The following is a 20234-nucleotide window of genomic DNA, read 5'->3' on the forward strand; positions in this document are numbered from 1 at the left end:
TGAGGCGAAAAGCATGAAAACTATTTCCAGAATCCTTCTGCTGGCAGCCTCGCCATTGGTTAGCATACTGCCTGCTCAGGCCCAGGACTCAGGGATAGTAACCATTGAGGGCACCCGAATTCGTGGTGACCAAGAGGTGCCGACAGTGATGTACCTGGTGCCCTGGCAACCACCGGAAGTGGATGAGCTAAGAGCGCCTGATGAGCAGCTGTTGGTGGAGCAGGCTTTTAGCCCTCTGGATCGTTACGAGTTTCAACGGCTTGTCCGCTACCATGATGTCTTCAAAGCTGAGCAGAATGCGCTGGAAAATGCAGAGGCAACACCTTGAAGCCACAGTGAAATCCACCTGCCAGTGAGATGTGCGTCACAGTGTGTCTGTGTTCGAGTGCAAACTACAACAAACCGCAACATAGACCCCCGCAAACTTAACCCCTTTGAAGTAGCCTAGCGCTTAGACTATTCCCAAACCGAACCATGGAGTGCCTAAACAATGATCGATACCGCCGTTCGCTTTTTTCAGGAAGGTGGCTTTTTTATGTTTCCGATTGCCGTTGTGCTGATTATCGGACTCATAGTAGCCATTGAGCGATACGTATACCTGTCTGCCCAGAAGATCACTAATCGTAGGGATTTCAACCGTCTGCACCAGATGATTGCGAAAAAGGATTTCAAGGGCGCACTTAATTACGCTCAGGAATCCGGCACGGGCATGTCCACCATGATCGGTTACGGCCTCCAGCGGCTGGCACGTCGACAGGGCCGTGAAGACATCGAATACGCTATGGAAGAAGGGTTGCTGGATGTAATGCCGCGCCTTGAAAAGCGCACCCAGTACCTTGCAACGCTTGCCAATATCGCAACACTGCTGGGTCTGTTGGGAACCATCATTGGCCTGATCGCCGCCTTTACTGCTGTTGCTGCTGCAGATCCCGCGCAAAAAGCCAGCCTGCTTTCACAGAGTATTTCCGTGGCCATGAACACCACCGCATTTGGTCTTATGTCAGCTATTCCCATGCTGTTGGTTCATTCGGTTCTGCAAACCAAGACCAACGAAATTGTAGACAGCTTTGAGATGGCCGGTATCAAGGTGCTTAACCTGCTTAGCGATGGTTCCGGTGTTCGCCCGGCTGCTCAGCCTCAGGCTACATCCTCTTCTGCCCCGGCGGCAGCGTCGGCCTGATAACCAGCTGAAGGATTTCGGGCTATGAGACGGAAACATCGTCGATTACAGAGCGAACCGGATCTCGATATCACGCCATTCATGAACCTCATGATTGTGCTGGTGCCGGTGCTGCTTTTGAACATGGTGTTTGCACACACCAGCGTGCTTGAGCTCAACTTTCCCACTGGCGAGAGTCTTGCGTCAGAGCAGGTTGAAGAGCTGCAGATACAGGTGGTCATCCACCCGAACAACCTGGTGGTTGCGGATAATCAGGGCGGCGTTATCAAAAGCATTGACCAGAAAAAAGGCGAGCACGATTTCGTTGTCCTTAAAGAGGTCATGAAAGAACTTAAAAGCCGTATTCCGGAGAAAAAGGACGTGATTATCATGCCTTCCCGGGAAACGTCCTATCAGGTGTTGGTCAGCGTGATGGATACGGTTCGTTCCTACGACACAGTCGTTGCAGGCAGCCTGGTAGAGGCGGAGCTGTTTCCGGAGATTTCTTTGGGTGATGCACCTCTCGAGAATACTGAAGACGCAGAAAAGGCAGGAGGGCAGTCGTGAAAGAGTCAGCAAAAGCCCGTCGCCAGAAGCGTCACCACAGACGTAACAAGAGCCAGAGCAAGATGAATCTGGTGTCGTTGATGGACATCTTCACGATTCTGGTTTTCTTTCTGATGGTTAATTCCTCATCGGATGTGCAGGTGCTCAACCAGAGCAGCACCATCAAACTGCCAGATTCTTCGGCTGTGCAGCCACCGGGCGATGTGCTCGCGCTGACCGTTACCGACCAGGATATCCTGGTAAACGGGCGGTTGGTCATCAAGCGGGAGACATTGCAGGCCCTTGAGGGGCAGGTTGAGCCTGGTCTCAAGCAGGAGTTGGACTATCAGGCCAGTCGGTCCGGTCAGCCGGCACCTGAAGAAGGGCGAGCGATTACCATTTTGGCTGACCGCGAACTGCCTTACGATTTGCTCAAAAAAATCATGTCTACCTGTGTGGATGCGGGATACGCCAGCATATCTCTGGCGGTTAACCAGCAGACAAAAGAGGGAGCCGGAGCATGACCCAGCAGTCGACCCAGAGCGTGTCAGAAAATCGGTACGGATTACCGTGGAGTGGTGAGCGCGGGGAACGCAGGCGACTGCTTTCCATTGCGCTGGTTGTAGTGCCTCTGTTTGTGGTGTTTGCCGGTTATGTGAGCTGGATCGAGTTGCCAGAGAAGGATCGGCAGGAGCGTGAAGCTCTGCCGCCCCAGCTGGCGAAGCTGGTTATTGAGAAAAAAGAACCACCCAAGCCGGCTGTGCCCGAGCCAAAGCCGGAGCCCGAACCAAAAGCTGAAATAAAGCCCGAGGAAAAGCCGGTTGAAGTGGCTAAGCCGGAACCCAAGCCTGAGCCAAAGCCCCAGCTGCTGCCGCCCAAGCCTGAGGTAGTGGAAACACCGAAGCCTGAAGCCGTAGCCAAGGCCCGCGAAAAAGCAAAGAACACGGGCATTCTGGCCATGGGTAATGAGCTTGCAAAGCTCAACACACTGGCCAGCTCCATCAAACTTGATGCTCCGGTTACCCGGACCGCTGAACCCATTGCGCGGAAAACAGAAGACACCCTGGCCGCGAGAGCCACGGCCAATTCACGCAGTGCCGGTGTGAACGATGCCGCGCTTGAGCGTGAGAGCCGTCAGGTTGCCTTGGTAGAGCGTGAGAGGGCAGAAGTGGCGGACGCAACCCGTGTTGCCGAAGCCAAAGAAGCTGTGCGGCGCGAAAAGCAGGAAACCGCTTCCCGGACACGTAGCAAAGAAGAGCTCAGGCGCACTATGGATGCGAATAAATCCGCCATCTATAGCATCTACAACCGTGAGCTTCGTCGTAAGCCTTCGTTGCAGGGCAGTATTACGCCCGAATTGGTTATTGAATCCAGTGGCAGCGTGTCCCGGTGCTCTGTGGTTGAATCAACGCTGGGCGAGCCTGGTTTGGAGAACAAAATCTGCAACCGCTTGTTGCTGGTGGATTTCGGATCCAGGCCTGGGGTAGACAGAACAACGATTCGTTATCCGATTGAGTTGCTGTCAAGTTAGAAGCTTTCTGCTGCGGCTTTCAGTCGCACATAACTTCCCACTCTTACCTGATTATGGATTTTATTCCCCTCCTCTGACTGACATGCGGGTGTAGCTTGTATTGCACCCGCGCGTTCGCAGCACCAGATTTGAGGCACAGTTATCTTTAAACTCTCCGCTATTTCGGTATCTTGCCGTAACAATATGTAATCCAAAAAATCTCATGGATAACAAAAACAGGGATTTCGTCTGACATGCTGCTGGTGCTCGCTGGATCCATTCTTACATTCGCCATAGTGCAGGAAGCTACTGTGGTCGAGCCCTTTGAGAAGGGTGCTGTGGTTATCGAGCAAAAGGTCGATTCCAGCCCAGTGGAGTTACTCACGGGGTTTCGGGTTGAGCCGCTGGTTGAGCAGAAGTTCCGCAATATTGTTCGTCAGGCTTATGACTACAGCTGTGGCAGCGCGGCCTTGACCACCATTCTGAACTTCTATCTTGGGCGCACTCTGTCGGAGCGCCAAGTTATGGAAGGCCTGCTGCATTATGGCGAAAGCGAACGCATTGTATCGCGTCGCGCCTTCTCCATGCTCGACATGAAACGCCTTGTAACAGCCTTGGGTTATCCGTCTGGCGGTTTTCGCGCCACGATTGACGATCTGATAGACCTTGATCACCCGGCTATCGTTCCTATCCACCATGCCGGTTTCAAGCATTTTGTTGTGCTCAGAACCATTCGTGACGGCCGTGTGTATATGGCAGATCCTGCGGTGGGCAACCTGTCCTTCACGCTCGCCCAGTTCGAAGAGAAATGGGACGACAACGTGCTCTTCATCGTATTTCCGGGTAGTGACAAACCACTGGATAACCTTGAGCTCAAGGAAGAGGATCTACGTTTTGTAGACGATCAAACCATGACGTTGCTGGCACTAGAGCGCATGCCTGAGTTCCATGAGGCGACAGCCAGGCGCATTCAGAACATGCTTGAAAGGCAGAAAAACAATCCGGACGGCAGTGTTGAGAATACAAGAAAACAATTGCACTACCGTCGCAACTAAAAATTGTCGGGTACTGAGCCCGGCGCAGGACTACTACCAATAAAAATTAAGGGAGTCAGGATGAATCGTTGGTTTGTGCGAGGTCTTATCCTTGTTTCCGCGGCAGGTTTGCTTCCGGGCACAGCCCTGGCGCAGGATGACAATGTAGGCCAGGCGAGGGATGCGCTCGCAAAACAGGATGGTGATGAAGATTCGTCGCGTCAGCTTGAAGAAGTGTTTCAGGCTGCGGAGAAAAACTACTCCTTGCAGAAGAAAGGCAGTCACTCACTTAATTACTCGTTTGACTATACCTATACAGCTGATCAACGTCTGGATCTTGCGATTACAAACGGCTCGGTGCGCAATCTGGATGTGGTTCCTTCGGCGACCCACAGCTTCACCAACTCGTTCTCCTACGATTATGGGTTATTGGACAACTTCACGGTGGGCACACGGATTCCCCTGGTCGTAAAGTACGACACCCAGGATGAACTGAACACCTACGATTTCGGTGACATCTCCTTTACTGGGCGTTGGCAGCCTTTTGCTTATGTGCCCGGCAAAATGTCGACGACCCTGTTCGGTACATTTAGCACCAAAACGGGTGTGAGCCCATACGAGATCGATATAAACGAACAGCTATCAACCGGCAGTGGTTATTACTCTATTGGCGGTGGCGCAAGCCTGTCGAAGGTACTTGATCCGGTTGTCGTATTCGGGTCTGTCAGTGTCACCTACAACCTGCCTGCAGAAGATTTACAGCAGGTTCGTGGTGCGCGATTGCTGAAAGAAGTTGAGCCAGGTTTCAGTCTTTCCGGTTCCGCCGGCTTTGCCTATTCGCTCTCTTACGATATCTCCCTGAGTATCTCAGCGCAGCTGAGCTACAGCGACGAGACCATCCTTATATTCTCCAATGGTGACCAGGCAATGGCCCAGGACCAGATGAGCGGCTTCTTGAGTATGTCTCTGGGAACCCGGGTCAGCGATACCACAATAGTGAACACAAGCCTTGGCATTGGTCTGACTGAGGATGCCCCGGATTTCTCCCTGGGCGTGTCCCTACCCATTAACTTCTCCGGCCTCAAAGAGTGATTGGCGCCGCTGACGATTTAAAGGGAAGGGAAGGATTTCATGGGACATAACAGCCACAAGCGCCAGCTTCTCGCGGCCATGATAGCCACGACACTTTCTTGTGGTGCACAGGCCCAGTTGGCGCAGAACCTGACTATTCACCCGAAAGCTCTGGCTCTGGGTAATGCTGTTACAGCCGACCCCCCGGGGATCATGGCTGTTCACTTCAATCCGGCCGGTTTGACCAAGTTGGAAGGTCGCCAGTTTGAAATCAACCTGCTGGGTGTCTATCTGGATGTTGACGCTGATTTTACCGCTCCGGAAGGCTATGAAATATTCGGCATTGATGGCACGGAAATAGACCCGAATACTGGCCAACAGCGGGATCCGGTTGCCAACACCCACAGTCACTCCAACAACGTAGCGCTCTACGTCCCCGGCTTTGGAATTGTGCGCACGCCGCCCGGGCCTGCGATTGCGCCTTCTGCGGGTTTTAGCATCACACCACCTGGTTCAAAACTGACGTTTGCCAATGCGTTCTACCTACCCATGGCGGCTGGTTTCTACCGTGATAAAGATGATCCGGGCCGCTATCAGCCCCAAGCCGCTGCATTGCAGCGCACGACCTACCTTTCGCCGACTGTAGGTTACAAAGTTAATGATGAGTGGTCTGTGGGTGCAGGTATTCACTTGTCGCACATGGGGATTGCGGCCGATCAGTATATGCGGGCGCCGAACATGCTGTTGGGTGTTGCGGAGATTCTTCAGGATGCATTTAATTGCGAAAGTGGCGATGAGCCATTGCAGCCTTGGTTGGCCCTTTGTGGCGGTAACGTGGGCCCTTGGGACGATATAGGTGCTTTGTCGCTTAATGTTCAGGACAGCCTTTCACCTACCTACACACTTGGGGTCATGTGGGAGCCTGTAGATTGGTTTGCTTGGGGCGCAAGCTACACCTCCGAAGCTGAAATGAACATGAAAGGCACCTTCGAGATTCAGTACACGGACGACTGGTCCGGGTTTTGGCAGAGTGTTAACGGATCAGTTTTGGGTGCTATTACCTCAGCCATTCTCAGCCTGCCGTCCGGGGCGCCACGAGAGGCCGGCAACGTCAGTATGGATCTTGTGTATCCGCAGCATTTTCAAACCGGCATCAGTGTGGATGTACATCCGAAACTCACATTAAACGCCGACATAGGCTGGACTGATTACGCACAGTGGGATGCATTCCTGTTCCGTTTTGATCGTAATCTTGAGTTTCTGAACGCTGCGCGAATTCTGTCTCCGGACAATGCCACGCCGAACACACTCAAATTACCGTTGGGTTTCACCAGCCAGTGGAACTGGGCCTTCGGTGCGGAATTTCATGCTTCCTCGCGGCTCGATTTGAGGGCGGGTGTTGAGATTCGTGACTCGGTGATTCCTGATGACCAGCGCTCGGTTATGGCTCCGTTTGGTGGCGCAAACCTGTACAGTGTTGGAATGGGATACAAATGGGACAAGAATACAGAAATCGATATGAATCTCAGTTACCTGCATTCAATCGAAACGATTCCGGCAAACACCAGTTGTAATATTAACTGCGATAACATAACCAATATTATCTATAACCCCTACGCAGGGCTGGATGTGAAAACATCTCTCCGCGTTGTTATGGCGGGTATCAGTTTCCGGAAAAAATTCTGACGGCACGCTGTTTCGTGCTCAAAAGGGCGTATCAGTGAACAGACATAGATTCCTGCATGCTGCTGTTTGTCTGATTCTTGGTGCGATGTTGTCTGCCTGCCAGATTGGTGGCTCAACCGTATCAAACAGGGAAGGCTATTTTTCCTGGGTTGATGAGCAGGGGCGCGTGCGTTACTCGCCCATAGTGGAGGAGCCCGCCAAGGAAATGCCGGTCAGCCAGTCTGCCGACGCTGACGAGTTTACAACGGCCAATTATCCAGATGCAGAAGAGTTGCGGCGCCGGGGCTATGTGCGTGAAGGGGATGAACAACCTTATTTTACCTGGCGCGACGCCGATGGCACCGTTCGAAATACCTATTACCAGCCAGATACCCGAACCGATAAGGAAAAAGGGTTTATCGCTCCTCCGCTCGGGGCAACCCCTGCAAAAGTCTATCGCGCCGGCGACACTCTTATTGAAGCTGAACCGGTGGCCGGGCACGATCCTGATGCCTTTGCCATTCTTGGCATCAAGGACACTGGCGAAGACTACCTGAGCCGATTTTCCGAAACCTGCTGCGAGACGCTGGACACCGAAGATCATGAACGCTGGCAGGAAAACCGGGAATTTGGCGTACACCTGAAGGACAGTTCCCCTAAGCACATGTTCCTAACAGGCTTGAGCCCCTATCAGCTGATTTCATTGCCACAAGGAGATCAAACTGAAGGGCAGCTGCTTCGTTTGCGGTCCTATGCCAGTGCGGGCGTGGTTGCGCCTTCGGTGCTGTTTCTTGATGGCAACTTGAGTCCAGTGCGATTGGTAACGGATCTGGTGTCGGATTTTGTGCCGGAGAACTGGCACCGCCGAGGTTATCTGGAAGCTCGTATTGCATTTTCCAGCACCGGAGCGGAGCGCTGGATGCTTGTCTTCACCCGCAGTGAGGACCTCGAAGGCCAAACGGTAATTGAAACCCGCCGTGGCCCCCGAAAAATACCCCATGTCAGCACCGGTGAAATGGGACTGGACATGGTAGACGCTCTACAATAAAACCGATCAGTCTTCCGGTTTGCTCAAATCCAGCCATTGCTGTGAAAGCCAGTAAAAGCCACCCTCTTTAGCCGGGTGGGTACAGTTATAGCGGAATCGTCGGCTATTGAAGGGCTTGGGTGCCTTAATCGCCATACTGTCGCCAGACACGTTAAAATCGATCCGCCCCATGCCCGAAGCAAAGCAGGTGAGCTTGGTGGGCTTAATGTCATCGACCAACGGCAAAGTAAGGGTCGGAGGGTTGGCGCGCACGATTCCGTCAGGCAGCTTGTTTGTGTCTATGGGGAAGGCTTTACTGTTTAATTTATCTTTCAGCCCGTTGAGCTGCCCGTAGGCATTGGCCATGGGAAATCGGGGCAAGCGGGTTTTTCCTGTAAGGGGGCCGATAGCACCTGATTGTTGCCCGAAACCGTACCAGCCTCGTTCTGCGACAGCTGCTTCAAGAGCTTCATCGAACTCACCATAGGGATAAGCAAATACAGGCAGTCCGGTTCCCAGTTTCCGTTTTAATTCAGCTTGTGCGGTATCCAGGCTGTGAGTTATCCGCTTTTTCCAATCTGACTCCGCCTCGTCCGGCTTTCGTGCCAGGTGGCCGTGCCCTGCAGTGTGGTTGGCAATGCTTACGCCGTCCTGTTTCGCCAGTTCCCGCAGTTGTGCCCAGGTCATGTAGCCGTGTTTTCCGATGGCGGCCGTGTCGACGAAAATCGTGTATGGCAAACCCCGTTCCTGGAGGATGCCTGCGCCTGTGCTGTATACCGACTCATAGGCATCATCAAAGGTGATAGCGATGCGTTGGTCCGTCGACGGTTTGTCGGAAAAAATGTCCTTTGTGGCCTTATGCAAATCAACAACCTCAAGCCCCAGCTCGCTGATCATGTCCAATTGTGCATTGAACAGTGAGGTAGAGGTGCTGGTTGATGGCGGTGTAGACTCGCTGATGTGGTGATATTGAAGTACGACGAGATCGGCTTTTACGCCAAAACTTGTCAGAAAGAGTGAGATCAGGGCTGCTGATATCCAGGATTTTCGTGCGATCATGCGTGCTCCAAAATCTGACTGAAGTGTGCCTTCAGAATGGCAAACGCTTCGTTTAGTGACTGTATTGCTTCTGTCTCGCCACCACGGTCGGGGTGAGCTTGCATCACCGCCCGCCGAAACGCTTGTTTTACCGTGTGAAATCGGTCGGGAACAGAATCAAACCCGAGAACTTGGGCGGCTTGTAGAATCTCCGTGTTGCCGGGTTTGCAACCGCTTCGGCCCTCCCAGAAGTTATCCATCATTTGCTGAACCGTTTCTTCCGGTAGCTCATATTGCGATAGATCCAGATAGAAGCTGCGAAGGCTGTCCACTGCCCCGGGTAGTCCCTTACCACCGATAATATCTTGAGACTCAATACCGATACGCAAAGGAGATATGTACAGATTTTCTCCGGCTTCTGCGAGGGTATCCCTCAAGCGGTAAAGTACATGGAATAGTAAAAAGTGCACCGGGTAGAGCTTTTGAATGTCATGAAACTCCAGGGCGCCAATCAAATTCCAAGGTGGGCCTTGAAGCTTTTTGATCAGGCTGAGTTCGTCTGTGCCGGCTGGCGCGTTGCGGAGTTCATGCTCAACAGCCACCAATAGATGCTCAACCTGCTGCTCAAGCAATGTATCCGGTGCATTTGCAAACGTTCTTTCCGACAGCTTCGTAGAAGCGGATATGTTTTTCATGGTCCCAATGTTAGGCCAGCAGCCGCACTCAGGGAAGGGCAGCTAGTCCGCGAAGCCCACCTTGGAATAGTGCGGTAGTGAGGTTAGTCGCCCGGTCTACTTCAGTATCCGCTTGTTCCGGGGCCAGGTGTACCCGCCGAGCTACCACCAGGCTGGTCTCATAGGCGACGCCGAAGAACGAAGCACAGAGATATTCCTGGTCAACGTTTGGCAAGATCCCCCGGGTGACGGCGCTACGCACATCATCTTCCAGCGACATCATGATGAGCTCAAGTATGCCCGAACCAAACAGCTCTCTGATGGCGCGATCGTTACGGTGAGCCAATTCGTAAACAAGGGGGTCCTTTGCGGTGGCGCTGAAAAGCGCATGGTAGGAGCGGTGAATAAATTCTTCAGTAGTCACAGCGGATCGGCGTGAGCGAGTCAGATTCTCGTTCAAGCCACTCAGGAAATCTGTAAGAAGTGCGGCAAAGATATCCTGCTTGTTGCGAAAGTAGTTGTAGAAGGTGCCGGAAGCCAGATCCGTTTTCTTGATAAGGTCCCGAATGGTTGTGTTCTCATAACCTTTTTCTTGAAAGCAGATGCGAGCAGAATTCAGTATTGCTGAATGGTTGCGCAAGCGGTTACGCTCTCGCTTGCCTGGTGTTTCTTTACCCGAGCTCAACATATCCATGTTAGTAGCCTGTCCCTGGTAGAAGTGGATGCGTATAATCTCACGATCATTTTCCCACTGAACACAATTGATATGCCCGAAGCGATGAGTGACAGCCCCGAACAGAATTATAGTTCAGTATACGAACGTACTATTAAACTGGAGCAGAATAAACTGCAGAAACGCCTGCGCCGGGATGTTGGTCAGGCCATTTCAGACTTCTCGATGATCGAAGCAGGCGACAAGGTAATGTGTTGCCTTTCAGGTGGCAAGGACTCTTATGCCATGCTGGACATACTTCTCAATTTGAAGAAAAGCGCGCCAGTGTCGTTTGAGCTGATTGCTGTCAACCTGGATCAGAAGCAGCCGGGGTTCCCGGAAGAGGTTTTACCGCGCTATCTGGCCGAAATGGGCATCGAATATCACATCATTGAACGAGATACCTTCAGTATTGTCACTGACAAGGTAGCAGAGGGCAAAACAACGTGCGGCCTATGTTCACGACTAAGGCGAGGCATTCTCTACAACTTCGCTGAGGAGCAGGGGGTCACCAAGATTGCCCTGGGCCATCACCGCGATGATCTTCTCGAGACCCTGTTTCTGAATATGTTTTATGGCGGCAAGCTTAAAACCATGCCGCCGGTGCTGCACAGTGACGATGGCCGGAATACAGTGATTCGCCCCCTGGCATACTGCCGCGAGAAAGATATTGCCCGGTACGCGGAGCTTAGGGAGTACCCGATTATTCCCTGCAACCTCTGCGGTTCTCAGGAAAATCTGCAGCGTCAGGTCATCAAGGAAATGTTCCAGCACTGGGACAAGCAACATCCTGGCCGGCTTGAGTCGATGTTCCGGGCCTTATGCAATGTTGAGCCATCACACCTCGCTGACCCTAACCTCTATGATTTTCGCGAGGGTAAACGCTTGGGGGGCAAGCGCCAGGCTGTCCAGACGGCTATGCCGGAACAAGGCCCGGAGCAGAGCTTTGGACGGCTGGACGTTCTGAATATTTAGGTATGGCGGGATGATTGCTTGGAGAGGCACAACGCAGGCCTGGTTCAGTGGCCGGTCAGTGCCAGCAGGGGCAGGGTCCAAAGCCCAAAAATAATCAACAGAGCGCCGGTGAATTTCCGGAATGTCTGATTGCTTTTCAAACCGTTGATCCAGGTAGCCGCATAACCTGCCCCGAGCATCGAGGGCAGGGTGCCCAGCCCAAAAAACACCATGGTAAGTGCTGCCGAACCTATTGTCGGTTGCAAGGCTGCCCAGCCAAGCGTGCTATAGACTAATCCACACGGCAACCAGCCCCAGAGAGCCCCGAGAGCGAGAGCCTGCCCCGCATGATTGATCGGGAGAATCTTGCTGGCAAGAGGCGATAGACGCTTCCAGAGGGGGGCACCAACGCGCTCTACATAACGAATGCCTTGCCACCATTGTCCCATGGAAAGCCCCATGGCAATCAGCAGCAGGCCCGCCGCCGAGCGCAGCAAGATACCCATCTGCGCCCACTGATTTGCAGCTGAGGTACTTAGAAGTGCGATCAGTGCCGCGATCAGTGCGTAGCTTCCTATGCGCCCAAAGTTGTACGCAAGCAATAACATTGATTGCCGAAAGCGGAACCCCTTGCCAACCGGCAGCGCCATGGAGAGAGAAGCGCTGATTCCGCCGCACATGGCAATGCAGTGAGTGCTGCCAAGCAGGCCGATGAGAAACGCACTGGGATAACTGAGATACAATTCCGGGCTCATGTTCGGTCAGGCTTGGTCTCGGATTCGCCATCTTCAACCTGAACTTCATTGCTTGGTGAGTCAGCCGCTTTTTGCTGTTTGTCCGTGCGGGCTTCCTCCGGGATCATATCTATATCGTCATCGTACAGAATGCGGTGTGCAGGCCCCTCCAGATCATCGTATTGACCATTTTTGACGGCCCAGGAAAATAGAAAAATGCCCATCACCACGAGAATCAGCATGATCGGAATCAGGAACACTACGACTTCCACGGGATAAACCTCATATTAAAACCAGATGTTCACGGTATCAGGGCGCAACCTGTGCGCCAACTTGTAATGTTCCGGGACGAGTTTTGGCCCGAGTCTGTTTGCCGAGGCGTAATGCGTTCAATACGACAATCAGGGAGCTAATCGACATTCCAATTGCTGCCAGCCAGGGTGGAACCAGGCCTGCTGCTGCCAGAGGCAACGCACTGACGTTGTAGATGAGTGCCCATGCCATATTTTGCCGAATGATCTTTCGGGTGCGGCGGCTGGTATCCAGCGCCTCTACAAGTTGCATTAGTTGGCCATTGAGCAAGACAGCATCTGCTTTCAGTTGCGTAAGATCCGCTGCAGTGCCCATGGCAACCGATATACCTGCGCCAGCCATAGAGGGTAGGTCGTTGAGGCCGTCACCAACCATCATCACCTGATGGCCTTCTGCTTTGAGCTTTTGCAGAATCTCAAGCTTTTGTTCTGGCGATGCCTGGCCAATTGCCTCATCGATTCCCAACATGTCCGCTATCTCGCGCACATGGCCGGATCGATCTCCGCTCAACAATAACGTGCGAATACCTGCATTCTGCAACGCTTTGACAGCTTGGGCCGCGTCCTCCCGGGGCTGGTCATCAAGCCAGAAGCTTGCAAGCCATTCGGTATCGGAGGCCAGCCAGATTTCCATGCCTGTGTGGGGCTCTGATTCCGGTTCTGGCGCGTTCAGATGTTCCGCCACGAAGGCCTTGTGCCCAATAAAAAACGTGTGATCACCCAAACGCCCGGTTAGGCCACCACCCAAATGGTTGGTGACCTCTTCGATGGCTGCAGATGGCCGGTTGTGAAATACCTGTGCAATAGGGTGTTCAGAATGTTGCTCAAGACCGGAAGCCAGGCGCAGGCATGTATCTTTGCTTTTGCTTCCTGTAATGCGGGTATCAATCAGGCTCAATCTGCCTCGGGTCAGCGTGCCGGTTTTGTCGAAGATTACCGTGTCTATGGTATTCATGGACTCAAGTGCATGGCCGCGGGTGGGAAGGAAGCCCAGCCGCCGCAGTTTGACCGTGGCAGAGGTAATCGCAGTCGGCGTTGCCAGCGACAGTGCGCAGGGGCAAGTCACTACAAGTACGGAGAGAGTGATATCGAAAGCATTGTCTGCTCCTGCCCACCACCATCCGATCCAGACTACAGGGGCAAGAATTAGCACGCGCCCAACAAACTTGCCTGCTATGCGGTCTGCCATACGGGCGACAGGTGGCTTTTCGGATTGCACCCGGTCGAGTATCCGAAGAATGCCGGATAGTCGTGTTTGAGCTCCGGACTTCTCAACTTGAATATCCAGCGGGTTTTCGCCATTCACGCTACCCGCATGCACTCTGTTGCCAGGAACCCGGGTTTCCGGCAAATACTCACCAGTGAGTGCGGACTCATTGAGCGTGGACTGGCCGCGCAGAATTACCCCATCTACTGGCAGTGTTTCTCCAGGCCGGATACGAACCACGTCGCCGGGTTTTACCTGGTGGGCGGGTACAACTTCCGTTTCCTCGCCGGTCACCTTGGTTGCTACTGTTGGGTTGAAGCCCGCCAAGGCATTACCAGTAAGTCCCGCGCGGTATCTTGCCTGAGCTTCAATGTAGCGTCCGAGCAGCAGGAAAAAGGTAAACATACAGACAGATTCAAAATAGACCTCTTCACCGCCCATTACGGTTACCCAGGCACTCGCCAGGTATGCAAGGCCTATAGCAATGGCCACAGGTACATCCATGGTCAGATGTCGGGTCTTTATATCCCTGAACGCATTGCGGAAAAACGAATCGGCGCTGTAGAAAACAACGGGCGTCGCCACCAATAAACCAAACCACCGGAAAAAGGACACAAGCTCAGGTGACAGGTCGCTGACCAGCTCAAAGTAGAGTGGGAAAGCGAGCATCATGCTTTGGAAGGTGCCCATGCCCGCGACAGCCAAGCGAATCAGCATGGAGCGATTTTCTGCTTTGAGTTGATCCTCTACTTCATCTGATTGATAGGGGCGGGCGGTGTAGCCGAGCTCATGTATAGCGATCAACAGATCGCTCAGTGCGGCTTGGTTCTGAGCCCAGTTGAGGCGTGCTCTTTGCGTGGTGTGGTTTACGGAGAAAGAAATCACACCAGGCTGCTTTTTCATGTGGTTTTCAAGCAGCCATATGCACGCGGCACAAGTGATGCCACCGATTAAAAGCTGGGCCTCCTGCCCACCCTTAACGGGAGATACAAAGGCTTGCTGAACCAGCGGGTGGTCCAGCTCTCTGAGTCTGTCGAGTTCGGCGGCTGTTAATTGGCGCGGTGTAATAGCGGTGTGCGTGCGGAGCTGATAAAAGCCTGTGAGGCCTTCAGTGTGAATGGTTTCACACACCGCCTTGCAACCGTGGCAACAGAAAAAACGTGTTTGGCCATCAAGCTCAAGAGTAATACGCGGCTCGCCGTCAGCCGGCTCGCCACAATGGAAGCAATCCACAGGGGTCACCCTTGGGCGGATCCTTTCGGGCCCATATGCAAGTTGCTGTCGGTCGGTAACCAGGCCTCGCCTTTAAGGCGCCAGTGGTTATTCGGGCCGCGTAGCTCGTAGTACCAACGGCCGTTAATGTCATCCAGCATATTGCCCGTATAGTGGCCATTACCGTCACTACGGAACTGGATCGTACGGTCTTTTTCGGAAAGCGTTGGGTGAAACAGGTTGAGTATCAGATAAGGGAAGTCTGCAGGACCTTGTAGCGTGTTTACATGCATCAGGATACTGCGATCTTCGAACGAAATATCAGCGTTGAGCCCCATATCTGCCGCTGCTTGGTCACGGGCAATCTCGAGGTTAATGCCGCGCCCCTCTTTAGAGTAGTCGTCAGACACCATCGTATCTTTCATGTTCGACGCTACAGCGAGCATGATCATGCTAACGGTAATAGCACATAATGGTGCAATGGTCAGAAACCAGAACCAGGGCTGGCGATACCAGGGTGCTACGGATACTTCTTGATTCATAGTGCTCAGTCTCGTCTGTTTACAGGTTGCCAACGGTGATCACTGTGGATCACTGGGTTGGACCGACAAATCGGCTTTCGGTTTCCAGCTTCAGTGAAGCATCCGTTTCAGACTGTGCATGGAAGATGATTTCATTATTCGATTGTGGAATCGACTCTGGTGGCACATCGACAACCGTCGGCAACGATCGGTTTTCTCCGCTGTCTACGGTTACCTGGGTTTGTGTGAGAATACGAATGCCGTCCATGCCTTGTACCGACAGGCTGAATGTCTGGGGCAATTCCGACATATTTACTATTTTCAGCGTGTAGGAGTTTTCAATTCGGCCTTCACCATTAAAACTGAATAGTGCACCCCGATCCCGCAGCACATCCATCTGTGCAGGTACACGAGTGGCGATGACGAACACGATCGCTCCGATCATCGCGGTCAAAACTGCACCGTAACCAAACGTACGGGGCCGAAGCAGTTTTGAAGGCTTTCCTTCAAGTTCATTCTCAGTGGTGTAACGAATCAGCCCGCGAGGGTAGTCCATCTTGTCCATGATTTCATCACAGGCGTCGATGCAGAGAGCACAGCCGATGCACTCGTATTGAAGGCCATCACGAATATCAATTCCTGTGGGGCACACGTGCACACACTGCCCACAATCAATACAGTCTCCAAGACCAACTTCGTCTGGCTTTGCGTCCTTTTTGCGGCCGCCGCGAGGCTCGCCGCGATTTGGATCGTAGGAAACGATGCGGGTATTTGGGTCGAACATAACGGACTGGAAGCGAGCGTACGGGCACATGTACAGGCAAACTTGCTCCCGCATCCAACCGGCGTTGATGTACGTGGCCGCGGTGAAGAAGGCCACCCAGAAGTACGCCCAGCCATTCGCCTGAAGGGTGAAAATATCGGAAATGAGTTCGCGAATCGGGTAGAAGTAACCGACAAATGTTAGCCCGGTCAGCAAGGCAATAATCAGCCAAACAGTATGTTTTGCTGATTTTTTGAACATTTTTTCCCGTGAGTTGGGTGCTTTGTCGAGCTTCATGCGCTTGTTGCGGCTGCCCTCTATACGCTCCTCAACCCACATAAAGATGAACGTCCACACCGTTTGCGGGCAGGTGTAACCACACCAGACTCGGCCAAAGAGCGTGGTTATGAAGAACAGACCAAAGGCACTGATAATCAGCATGCCTGAAAGTAAAAAGAAGTCTTTAGGGTAGAACGTCGCGCCGTAGAGATGGAATTCCCGGGCCGGCAGGTCGAAGTGGATAAGCGGGTTGCCGTCCAAAGTTAACCATACGAACAGGAAGTACATACTCATGAGTAGCAGCAGACTGACAGTGCGGATGCGCTGGAACAGACCGGTTACTTCTTTGACGTAGATTTTCTTGCGACTGGCGTAGAGCTCTACTGTTTTTGTGTTTTGTGTGTCGCCCGAAGGTTCTGAGGAGGGGTCGATCTGTTTGACCGGGATTTCGTTACTCATGAGTACCTCCAGATGGAGTCGTAAAGCGGGCGCAATGCCTTTTCAGGGGCTGGTGCTGATCTTTTCAAGCCTGTGCCCGCAAGAGCAGACACAGGGTTGAACAGACCAAGCCGGGTCAAAGACCCGGCAGGAACGTCAATTTGAAAGGCTGTAAACGTAAGCAGCCAGGATCTGGATCTGATCGCTGGACAAGCGACCGCTTTGGGCGGGCATCTCGTTTTGGCGACCGTGCAGAACCGTCTCTTTGATCCACTCGTAGTTGGAGCCGTACAGCCAGATGTTATCTGTCAGATTCGGCGCGCCCAGGGCTTGCATGCCCTTTCCGTCTGCTCCGTGGCAGGCAGCGCAGGCTTGTGCAAATACAGCTTCACCCGCCTCTGCAGCGGCTGCATCCTTTTCACGACCACTGAAGCTCAGTACATAGTTAACCACTTGGTCAACCTGAGCCGCGTTCATGTTCGGCATGACGCCTTTCGCTGGCATGTTACCCATGCGGCCGTTGCGCAAAGTCTCCAGAATGGCGTCAGGTGTGCCACCCCACAGCCAGTCGTCATCAGTCAGGTTTGGAAAGCCAACCTGGCCTCGAGCGGCGGAGCCGTGGCAGACAGCACAGTTGTTGGCAAACAGGCGCTGACCAATTTTTAGTGCGTCTTCGTCTTTCGCCAGCTCTATTACCGGGGTTTGACCATATTGGGCATAGATTTCGCCGTATTTTTCATCAGCACTCGCAACTTCGGCCTCCCACTGATTAACAGCTGTCCAGCCTAGCAAACCCTTGAAGTTACCCAGACCCGGATAGAGTGCGAGATAGCCCAGTGCGAAGATGCATGTGGCCACATACAGATAGAACCACCATTTTGGCAGCGGGTTATCATATTCTTCGATGCCATCGAAAGAGTGGCCGGTAGTGCGTTCGGTTTCTGAATCGGATACCTGGCTCTTACGTGTTGCAAGTAATAGCCACCAGCAGCCAAAAACTGTACCGAGCACGATCACTGTGACCCAGATGCTCCAGAAGGTACTCATTGTTTTTTCTCCGTTTTTTCCTGTTCAAGAGTACGCTTTTCCACCTCGTCATCATCGAACGGCAGGTGGGCCGCTTCTTCGTTCGCCTTTTTTCGGTGGGCACTGAAAGCCCACCAGATGATGCCGATAAAGACCGCCATCAGTACAAGGGTGTGAACGCCGCGTAACTCGTTAATATCCATCAGATTACCGCTTGTCTGAGAGTACGGTGCCAAGCTGCTGCAGGTATGCGACCAGCGCTTCAATTTCGAACTTGCCTTCAAGCTCGTCGGCTGCACTGGCGATTTGCTCGTCAGTGTAGGGCACGCCCAGAGTCTGCAAAGCGGACAGCTTGGCTGCGGTGCCTTTGTGGTTCACCAGCGTATCGAACAGCCACGGGAAAGCAGGCATGTTTGACTCAGGAACGACGCTGCGGGGGTCCATCAGGTGCTGACGTTGCCAGGCATCTGAATAACGACCGCCAACACGGGCCAGGTCAGGCCCTGTGCGCTTGGAACCCCACAGGAACGGGCGCTCGTACACGAACTCGCCCGCAACGGAGTAGTGGCCGTAGCGCTCGGTTTCAGCGCGGAACGGGCGGATTTGCTGGGTGTGGCAGACGTGACAGCCCTCACGGATGTAGATGTCACGGCCTTCCAGTTCCAGCGCCGATATGGGCTCAAGGCCTTCAATCGGCTCGTTTACTTCTTTCAGAAAAAACAGCGGGAGCACTTCCGCAAGAAAACCACCACTGATGACCAGGATGATGAATACAATCATCAGGCCAATATTCTTTTCTACAATTTCGTGTTTCATCGGGTTTCTCTCCGTTACGCCGCCTGAATTGCTGCATTGTCCTGAGCAACCGCATCTTTCTGGCGCACGGTCATGTAGACGTTATAGGCCATGAACAGCATACCGCTCAGGAAGATGACGCCACCGAGGAAGCGTACAAAGTAGCCTGGGTAGGATGCTTCAAGACTTTCCACAAAGCTGTAGGTAAGAGTGCCGTCGTCGTTGACTGCACGCCACATGAGGCCCTGCATGATGCCGTTTACCCACATAGCAACGATGTACAGAACGGTGCCAACAGTTGCCAGCCAGAAGTGCACGTTAATCAAGCTGGTGCTGTACATTTCCTTGAGGCCCCATACTTTCGGGATCAAGTGATAAATTGCACCAATACTGATCATGGCAACCCAGCCGAGGGCACCGGAGTGCACGTGGCCAATGGTCCAATCCGTGTTGTGGGACAGTGCGTTCACAGTCTTGATAGACATCATCGGGCCTTCAAAGGTGGACATGCCGTAGAACGACAGGGAAACCACCAGGAAACGCAGGATAGGGTCAGTACGCAGTTTGTGCCATGCACCGGATAGGGTCATCATGCCGTTGATCATGCCACCCCAGGACGGAGCAAGCAGGATCAGAGACATCACCATGCTGGCAGTCTGGGCCCAATCTGGAAGGGCAGAATAGTGAAGATGGTGGCCGCCGGCCCATACGTAGGTCGCAATAAGCGCCCAGAAGTGAACGATGGATAAGCGGTAGGAATAAACGGGACGTCCAGCCTGCTTGGGAACGAAGTAATACATCATGCCCAGGAAGCCTGCGGTCAGGAAAAAGCCTACTGCGTTATGACCGTACCACCACTGCATCATAGCGTCGGTTACACCGGCATATGCTGAGTAGGATTTAAATGCACTGACAGGCAGCGCCATGTTGTTTCCAATGTGGAGTACGGCGATGGTAAGGATAAACCCACCGTAGAACCAGTTGGCAACATAAATGTGAGGCGTGCTGCGCTTTGTAATAGTACCAAAAAACACTACGGCGTAAGTAACCCAGACTATCGCAATCGCGATATCAATAGGCCACTCCAGTTCTGCGTATTCTTTAGTGCTGGTGTAGCCCATCGGCAAAGTGATGGCTGCTGCGACAATAATTGCGGTCCAGCCCCAGAAGGTAAAGGCGGCGAGTTTGTCTGAAATCAGGCGAGCCTGACAGGTGCGCTGCACAACGTAATAGGATGTCGCGAACAGGGCACTGCCACCAAAGCCGAAGATAACGGCGTTAGTATGCAGCGGTCGCAGGCGACCGAAGTGAGTCCATGGCAGATCGAGGTTGAGGGATGGCCAGACCAGTTGTGCTGCAATCAACACGCCCAGCGCCATGCCTACAATACCCCACACTACTGTCATGATGGCGAACTGTCTCACCACCTTATAGTTATATGTCAGGTTCGGATTTTGTGTGCTCATAGCCTTACCAATGGGTTCAGAGAGGGAAATTATGCGGGCGCAAGTATGGAGAAAGCATTAGCTGTTTGCAATGACGCGGGTCAACTCCTGAT

Annotated in this window: 22 protein-coding genes; 10 read left to right on the top strand and 12 right to left on the bottom strand. The window is 53.0% G+C overall.

All coding sequences use genetic code 11. The features are described from left to right. Positions 1 to 13 precede the first annotated feature (13 nt). From RG807_RS01235 to RG807_RS01275, 9 genes are all read left to right on the top strand, one after another. Positions 14 to 328 (top strand): hypothetical protein, encoded by a 315-nt coding sequence (locus RG807_RS01235; RefSeq protein WP_309043223.1) that lies wholly within the window; start codon positions 14 to 16, stop codon positions 326 to 328. A 162-nt stretch (positions 329 to 490) separates the two neighbouring features. Continuing rightward, a complete protein-coding gene (locus RG807_RS01240) occupies positions 491 to 1180 on the top strand; it encodes a MotA/TolQ/ExbB proton channel family protein (RefSeq protein WP_298447696.1) in 690 nt (229 codons plus the stop codon). A gap of 24 nt (positions 1181 to 1204) precedes the next feature. After that, entirely contained in the window at positions 1205 to 1726 is a 522-nt protein-coding gene (locus RG807_RS01245; protein ID WP_309043224.1) for an ExbD/TolR family protein, read from the top strand. After that, positions 1723 to 2229: an ExbD/TolR family protein gene (locus tag RG807_RS01250; protein ID WP_309043225.1), complete on the top strand. Its 507-nt coding sequence runs from the start codon at positions 1723 to 1725 to the stop codon at positions 2227 to 2229. The genes RG807_RS01245 and RG807_RS01250 overlap by 4 nt, the downstream gene beginning before the upstream one ends. Beyond that, entirely contained in the window at positions 2226 to 3236 is a 1011-nt protein-coding gene (locus RG807_RS01255; protein ID WP_309043226.1) for an AgmX/PglI C-terminal domain-containing protein, read from the top strand. The genes RG807_RS01250 and RG807_RS01255 overlap by 4 nt, the downstream gene beginning before the upstream one ends. A gap of 233 nt (positions 3237 to 3469) precedes the next feature. Then, positions 3470 to 4270, top strand: a complete 801-nt coding sequence (locus tag RG807_RS01260; RefSeq protein ID WP_298447687.1) for a C39 family peptidase — start codon at positions 3470 to 3472, stop codon at positions 4268 to 4270. A 60-nt stretch (positions 4271 to 4330) separates the two neighbouring features. Continuing rightward, positions 4331 to 5341, top strand: coding sequence for a transporter (locus RG807_RS01265; protein WP_309043227.1), 1011 nt, complete (start codon positions 4331 to 4333; stop codon positions 5339 to 5341). A 39-nt stretch (positions 5342 to 5380) separates the two neighbouring features. Further along, the gene (locus tag RG807_RS01270; RefSeq protein WP_309043228.1) at positions 5381 to 7006 is read left to right on the top strand and encodes an OmpP1/FadL family transporter; all 1626 of its coding nucleotides are present in this window, start codon (positions 5381 to 5383) and stop codon (positions 7004 to 7006) included. Between the two features lie 34 nt (positions 7007 to 7040). Continuing rightward, complete coding sequence (locus RG807_RS01275; protein WP_309043229.1) at positions 7041 to 8033, top strand: MalM family protein; 993 nt, start codon at positions 7041 to 7043, stop codon at positions 8031 to 8033. 6 nt (positions 8034 to 8039) lie between these two features. On the opposite strand, the gene RG807_RS01280 is transcribed toward RG807_RS01275, so the two are convergent. Genes RG807_RS01280 through RG807_RS01290 form a run of 3 tightly spaced genes read right to left on the bottom strand, consistent with a single transcriptional unit; the run spans position 8040 to position 10418 of the window. Next, positions 8040 to 9071: a polysaccharide deacetylase family protein gene (locus RG807_RS01280; protein WP_309043230.1), complete on the bottom strand. Its 1032-nt coding sequence runs from the start codon at positions 9069 to 9071 to the stop codon at positions 8040 to 8042. Then, entirely contained in the window at positions 9068 to 9745 is a 678-nt protein-coding gene (locus RG807_RS01285) for a DNA-J related domain-containing protein (RefSeq protein ID WP_309043231.1), read from the bottom strand. Before RG807_RS01285 ends, RG807_RS01280 begins: the two co-directional genes overlap by 4 nt. Positions 9746 to 9773: 28 nt before the next feature. Next, positions 9774 to 10418: a TetR/AcrR family transcriptional regulator gene (locus RG807_RS01290; RefSeq protein WP_309043232.1), complete on the bottom strand. Its 645-nt coding sequence runs from the start codon at positions 10416 to 10418 to the stop codon at positions 9774 to 9776. Between the two features lie 72 nt (positions 10419 to 10490). Here RG807_RS01290 and ttcA point away from each other — a divergent pair, with 72 nt between their 5' ends. Next, positions 10491 to 11411 carry a tRNA 2-thiocytidine(32) synthetase TtcA gene (gene ttcA / locus RG807_RS01295; RefSeq protein WP_309043233.1) on the top strand — a complete coding sequence of 307 codons (921 nt, stop codon included), beginning with the start codon at positions 10491 to 10493 and terminating at the stop codon, positions 11409 to 11411. Positions 11412 to 11455: 44 nt separating this feature from the next. Here ttcA and RG807_RS01300 read toward each other — a convergent pair whose 3' ends face one another. The 9 genes from RG807_RS01300 to ccoN all read right to left on the bottom strand — a co-directional run bounded on the left by RG807_RS01300 (position 11456) and on the right by ccoN (position 20142). Continuing rightward, on the bottom strand, positions 11456 to 12145 hold the full coding sequence (locus tag RG807_RS01300; RefSeq protein WP_309043234.1) for a sulfite exporter TauE/SafE family protein: 690 nt from the start codon (positions 12143 to 12145) through the stop codon (positions 11456 to 11458). Continuing rightward, positions 12142 to 12396: a cbb3-type cytochrome oxidase assembly protein CcoS gene (gene ccoS / locus RG807_RS01305; RefSeq protein ID WP_309043235.1), complete on the bottom strand. Its 255-nt coding sequence runs from the start codon at positions 12394 to 12396 to the stop codon at positions 12142 to 12144. The genes RG807_RS01300 and ccoS overlap by 4 nt, the downstream gene beginning before the upstream one ends. A gap of 37 nt (positions 12397 to 12433) precedes the next feature. Beyond that, positions 12434 to 14884, bottom strand: a complete 2451-nt coding sequence (locus RG807_RS01310) for a heavy metal translocating P-type ATPase (RefSeq protein ID WP_309043236.1) — start codon at positions 14882 to 14884, stop codon at positions 12434 to 12436. Beyond that, on the bottom strand, positions 14881 to 15396 hold the full coding sequence (locus tag RG807_RS01315; protein ID WP_309043237.1) for a FixH family protein: 516 nt from the start codon (positions 15394 to 15396) through the stop codon (positions 14881 to 14883). Before RG807_RS01315 ends, RG807_RS01310 begins: the two co-directional genes overlap by 4 nt. Before the next feature lie 49 nt (positions 15397 to 15445). Next, a complete protein-coding gene (ccoG, locus tag RG807_RS01320) occupies positions 15446 to 16876 on the bottom strand; it encodes a cytochrome c oxidase accessory protein CcoG (RefSeq protein ID WP_309043238.1) in 1431 nt (476 codons plus the stop codon). A 135-nt stretch (positions 16877 to 17011) separates the two neighbouring features. Continuing rightward, a complete protein-coding gene (gene ccoP / locus RG807_RS01325; protein WP_309043239.1) occupies positions 17012 to 17902 on the bottom strand; it encodes a cytochrome-c oxidase, cbb3-type subunit III in 891 nt (296 codons plus the stop codon). Further along, positions 17899 to 18084, bottom strand: a complete 186-nt coding sequence (locus RG807_RS01330) for a cbb3-type cytochrome oxidase subunit 3 (RefSeq protein WP_298447662.1) — start codon at positions 18082 to 18084, stop codon at positions 17899 to 17901. Before RG807_RS01330 ends, ccoP begins: the two co-directional genes overlap by 4 nt. Before the next feature lie 4 nt (positions 18085 to 18088). Beyond that, complete coding sequence (gene ccoO, locus RG807_RS01335) at positions 18089 to 18697, bottom strand: cytochrome-c oxidase, cbb3-type subunit II (RefSeq protein ID WP_309043240.1); 609 nt, start codon at positions 18695 to 18697, stop codon at positions 18089 to 18091. A 14-nt stretch (positions 18698 to 18711) separates the two neighbouring features. Then, entirely contained in the window at positions 18712 to 20142 is a 1431-nt protein-coding gene (gene ccoN / locus RG807_RS01340; RefSeq protein ID WP_298447659.1) for a cytochrome-c oxidase, cbb3-type subunit I, read from the bottom strand. Positions 20143 to 20234 lie beyond the last annotated feature (92 nt).

It is taken from the genome of Marinobacter sediminicola (assembly GCF_031157525.1).
Classification (GTDB): Bacteria; Pseudomonadota; Gammaproteobacteria; order Pseudomonadales; family Oleiphilaceae; genus Marinobacter; species Marinobacter sediminicola.

Excerpts from the sequence above, each read along its gene's own strand:
- RG807_RS01235 (WP_309043223.1), top strand. The coding sequence starts at position 14 with ATGAAAACTATTTCCAGAATCCTTCTGCTGGCAGCCTCGCCATTGGTT.
- RG807_RS01240 (WP_298447696.1), top strand. The coding sequence starts at position 491 with ATGATCGATACCGCCGTTCGCTTTTTTCAGGAAGGTGGCTTTTTTATG.
- RG807_RS01245 (WP_309043224.1), top strand. The coding sequence starts at position 1,205 with ATGAGACGGAAACATCGTCGATTACAGAGCGAACCGGATCTCGATATC.
- RG807_RS01255 (WP_309043226.1), top strand. The coding sequence starts at position 2,226 with ATGACCCAGCAGTCGACCCAGAGCGTGTCAGAAAATCGGTACGGATTA.
- RG807_RS01260 (WP_298447687.1), top strand. The coding sequence starts at position 3,470 with ATGCTGCTGGTGCTCGCTGGATCCATTCTTACATTCGCCATAGTGCAG.
- RG807_RS01265 (WP_309043227.1), top strand. The coding sequence starts at position 4,331 with ATGAATCGTTGGTTTGTGCGAGGTCTTATCCTTGTTTCCGCGGCAGGT.
- RG807_RS01270 (WP_309043228.1), top strand. The coding sequence starts at position 5,381 with ATGGGACATAACAGCCACAAGCGCCAGCTTCTCGCGGCCATGATAGCC.
- RG807_RS01280 (WP_309043230.1), bottom strand. The coding sequence starts at position 9,071 with ATGATCGCACGAAAATCCTGGATATCAGCAGCCCTGATCTCACTCTTT.
- RG807_RS01285 (WP_309043231.1), bottom strand. The coding sequence starts at position 9,745 with ATGAAAAACATATCCGCTTCTACGAAGCTGTCGGAAAGAACGTTTGCA.
- RG807_RS01290 (WP_309043232.1), bottom strand. The coding sequence starts at position 10,418 with ATGGATATGTTGAGCTCGGGTAAAGAAACACCAGGCAAGCGAGAGCGT.
- ttcA (WP_309043233.1), top strand. The coding sequence starts at position 10,491 with ATGCCCGAAGCGATGAGTGACAGCCCCGAACAGAATTATAGTTCAGTA.
- RG807_RS01300 (WP_309043234.1), bottom strand. The coding sequence starts at position 12,145 with ATGAGCCCGGAATTGTATCTCAGTTATCCCAGTGCGTTTCTCATCGGC.
- RG807_RS01315 (WP_309043237.1), bottom strand. The coding sequence starts at position 15,396 with ATGAATCAAGAAGTATCCGTAGCACCCTGGTATCGCCAGCCCTGGTTC.
- ccoG (WP_309043238.1), bottom strand. The coding sequence starts at position 16,876 with ATGAGTAACGAAATCCCGGTCAAACAGATCGACCCCTCCTCAGAACCT.
- ccoP (WP_309043239.1), bottom strand. The coding sequence starts at position 17,902 with ATGAGTACCTTCTGGAGCATCTGGGTCACAGTGATCGTGCTCGGTACA.
- RG807_RS01330 (WP_298447662.1), bottom strand. The coding sequence starts at position 18,084 with ATGGATATTAACGAGTTACGCGGCGTTCACACCCTTGTACTGATGGCG.
- ccoO (WP_309043240.1), bottom strand. The coding sequence starts at position 18,697 with ATGAAACACGAAATTGTAGAAAAGAATATTGGCCTGATGATTGTATTC.
- ccoN (WP_298447659.1), bottom strand. The coding sequence starts at position 20,142 with ATGAGCACACAAAATCCGAACCTGACATATAACTATAAGGTGGTGAGA.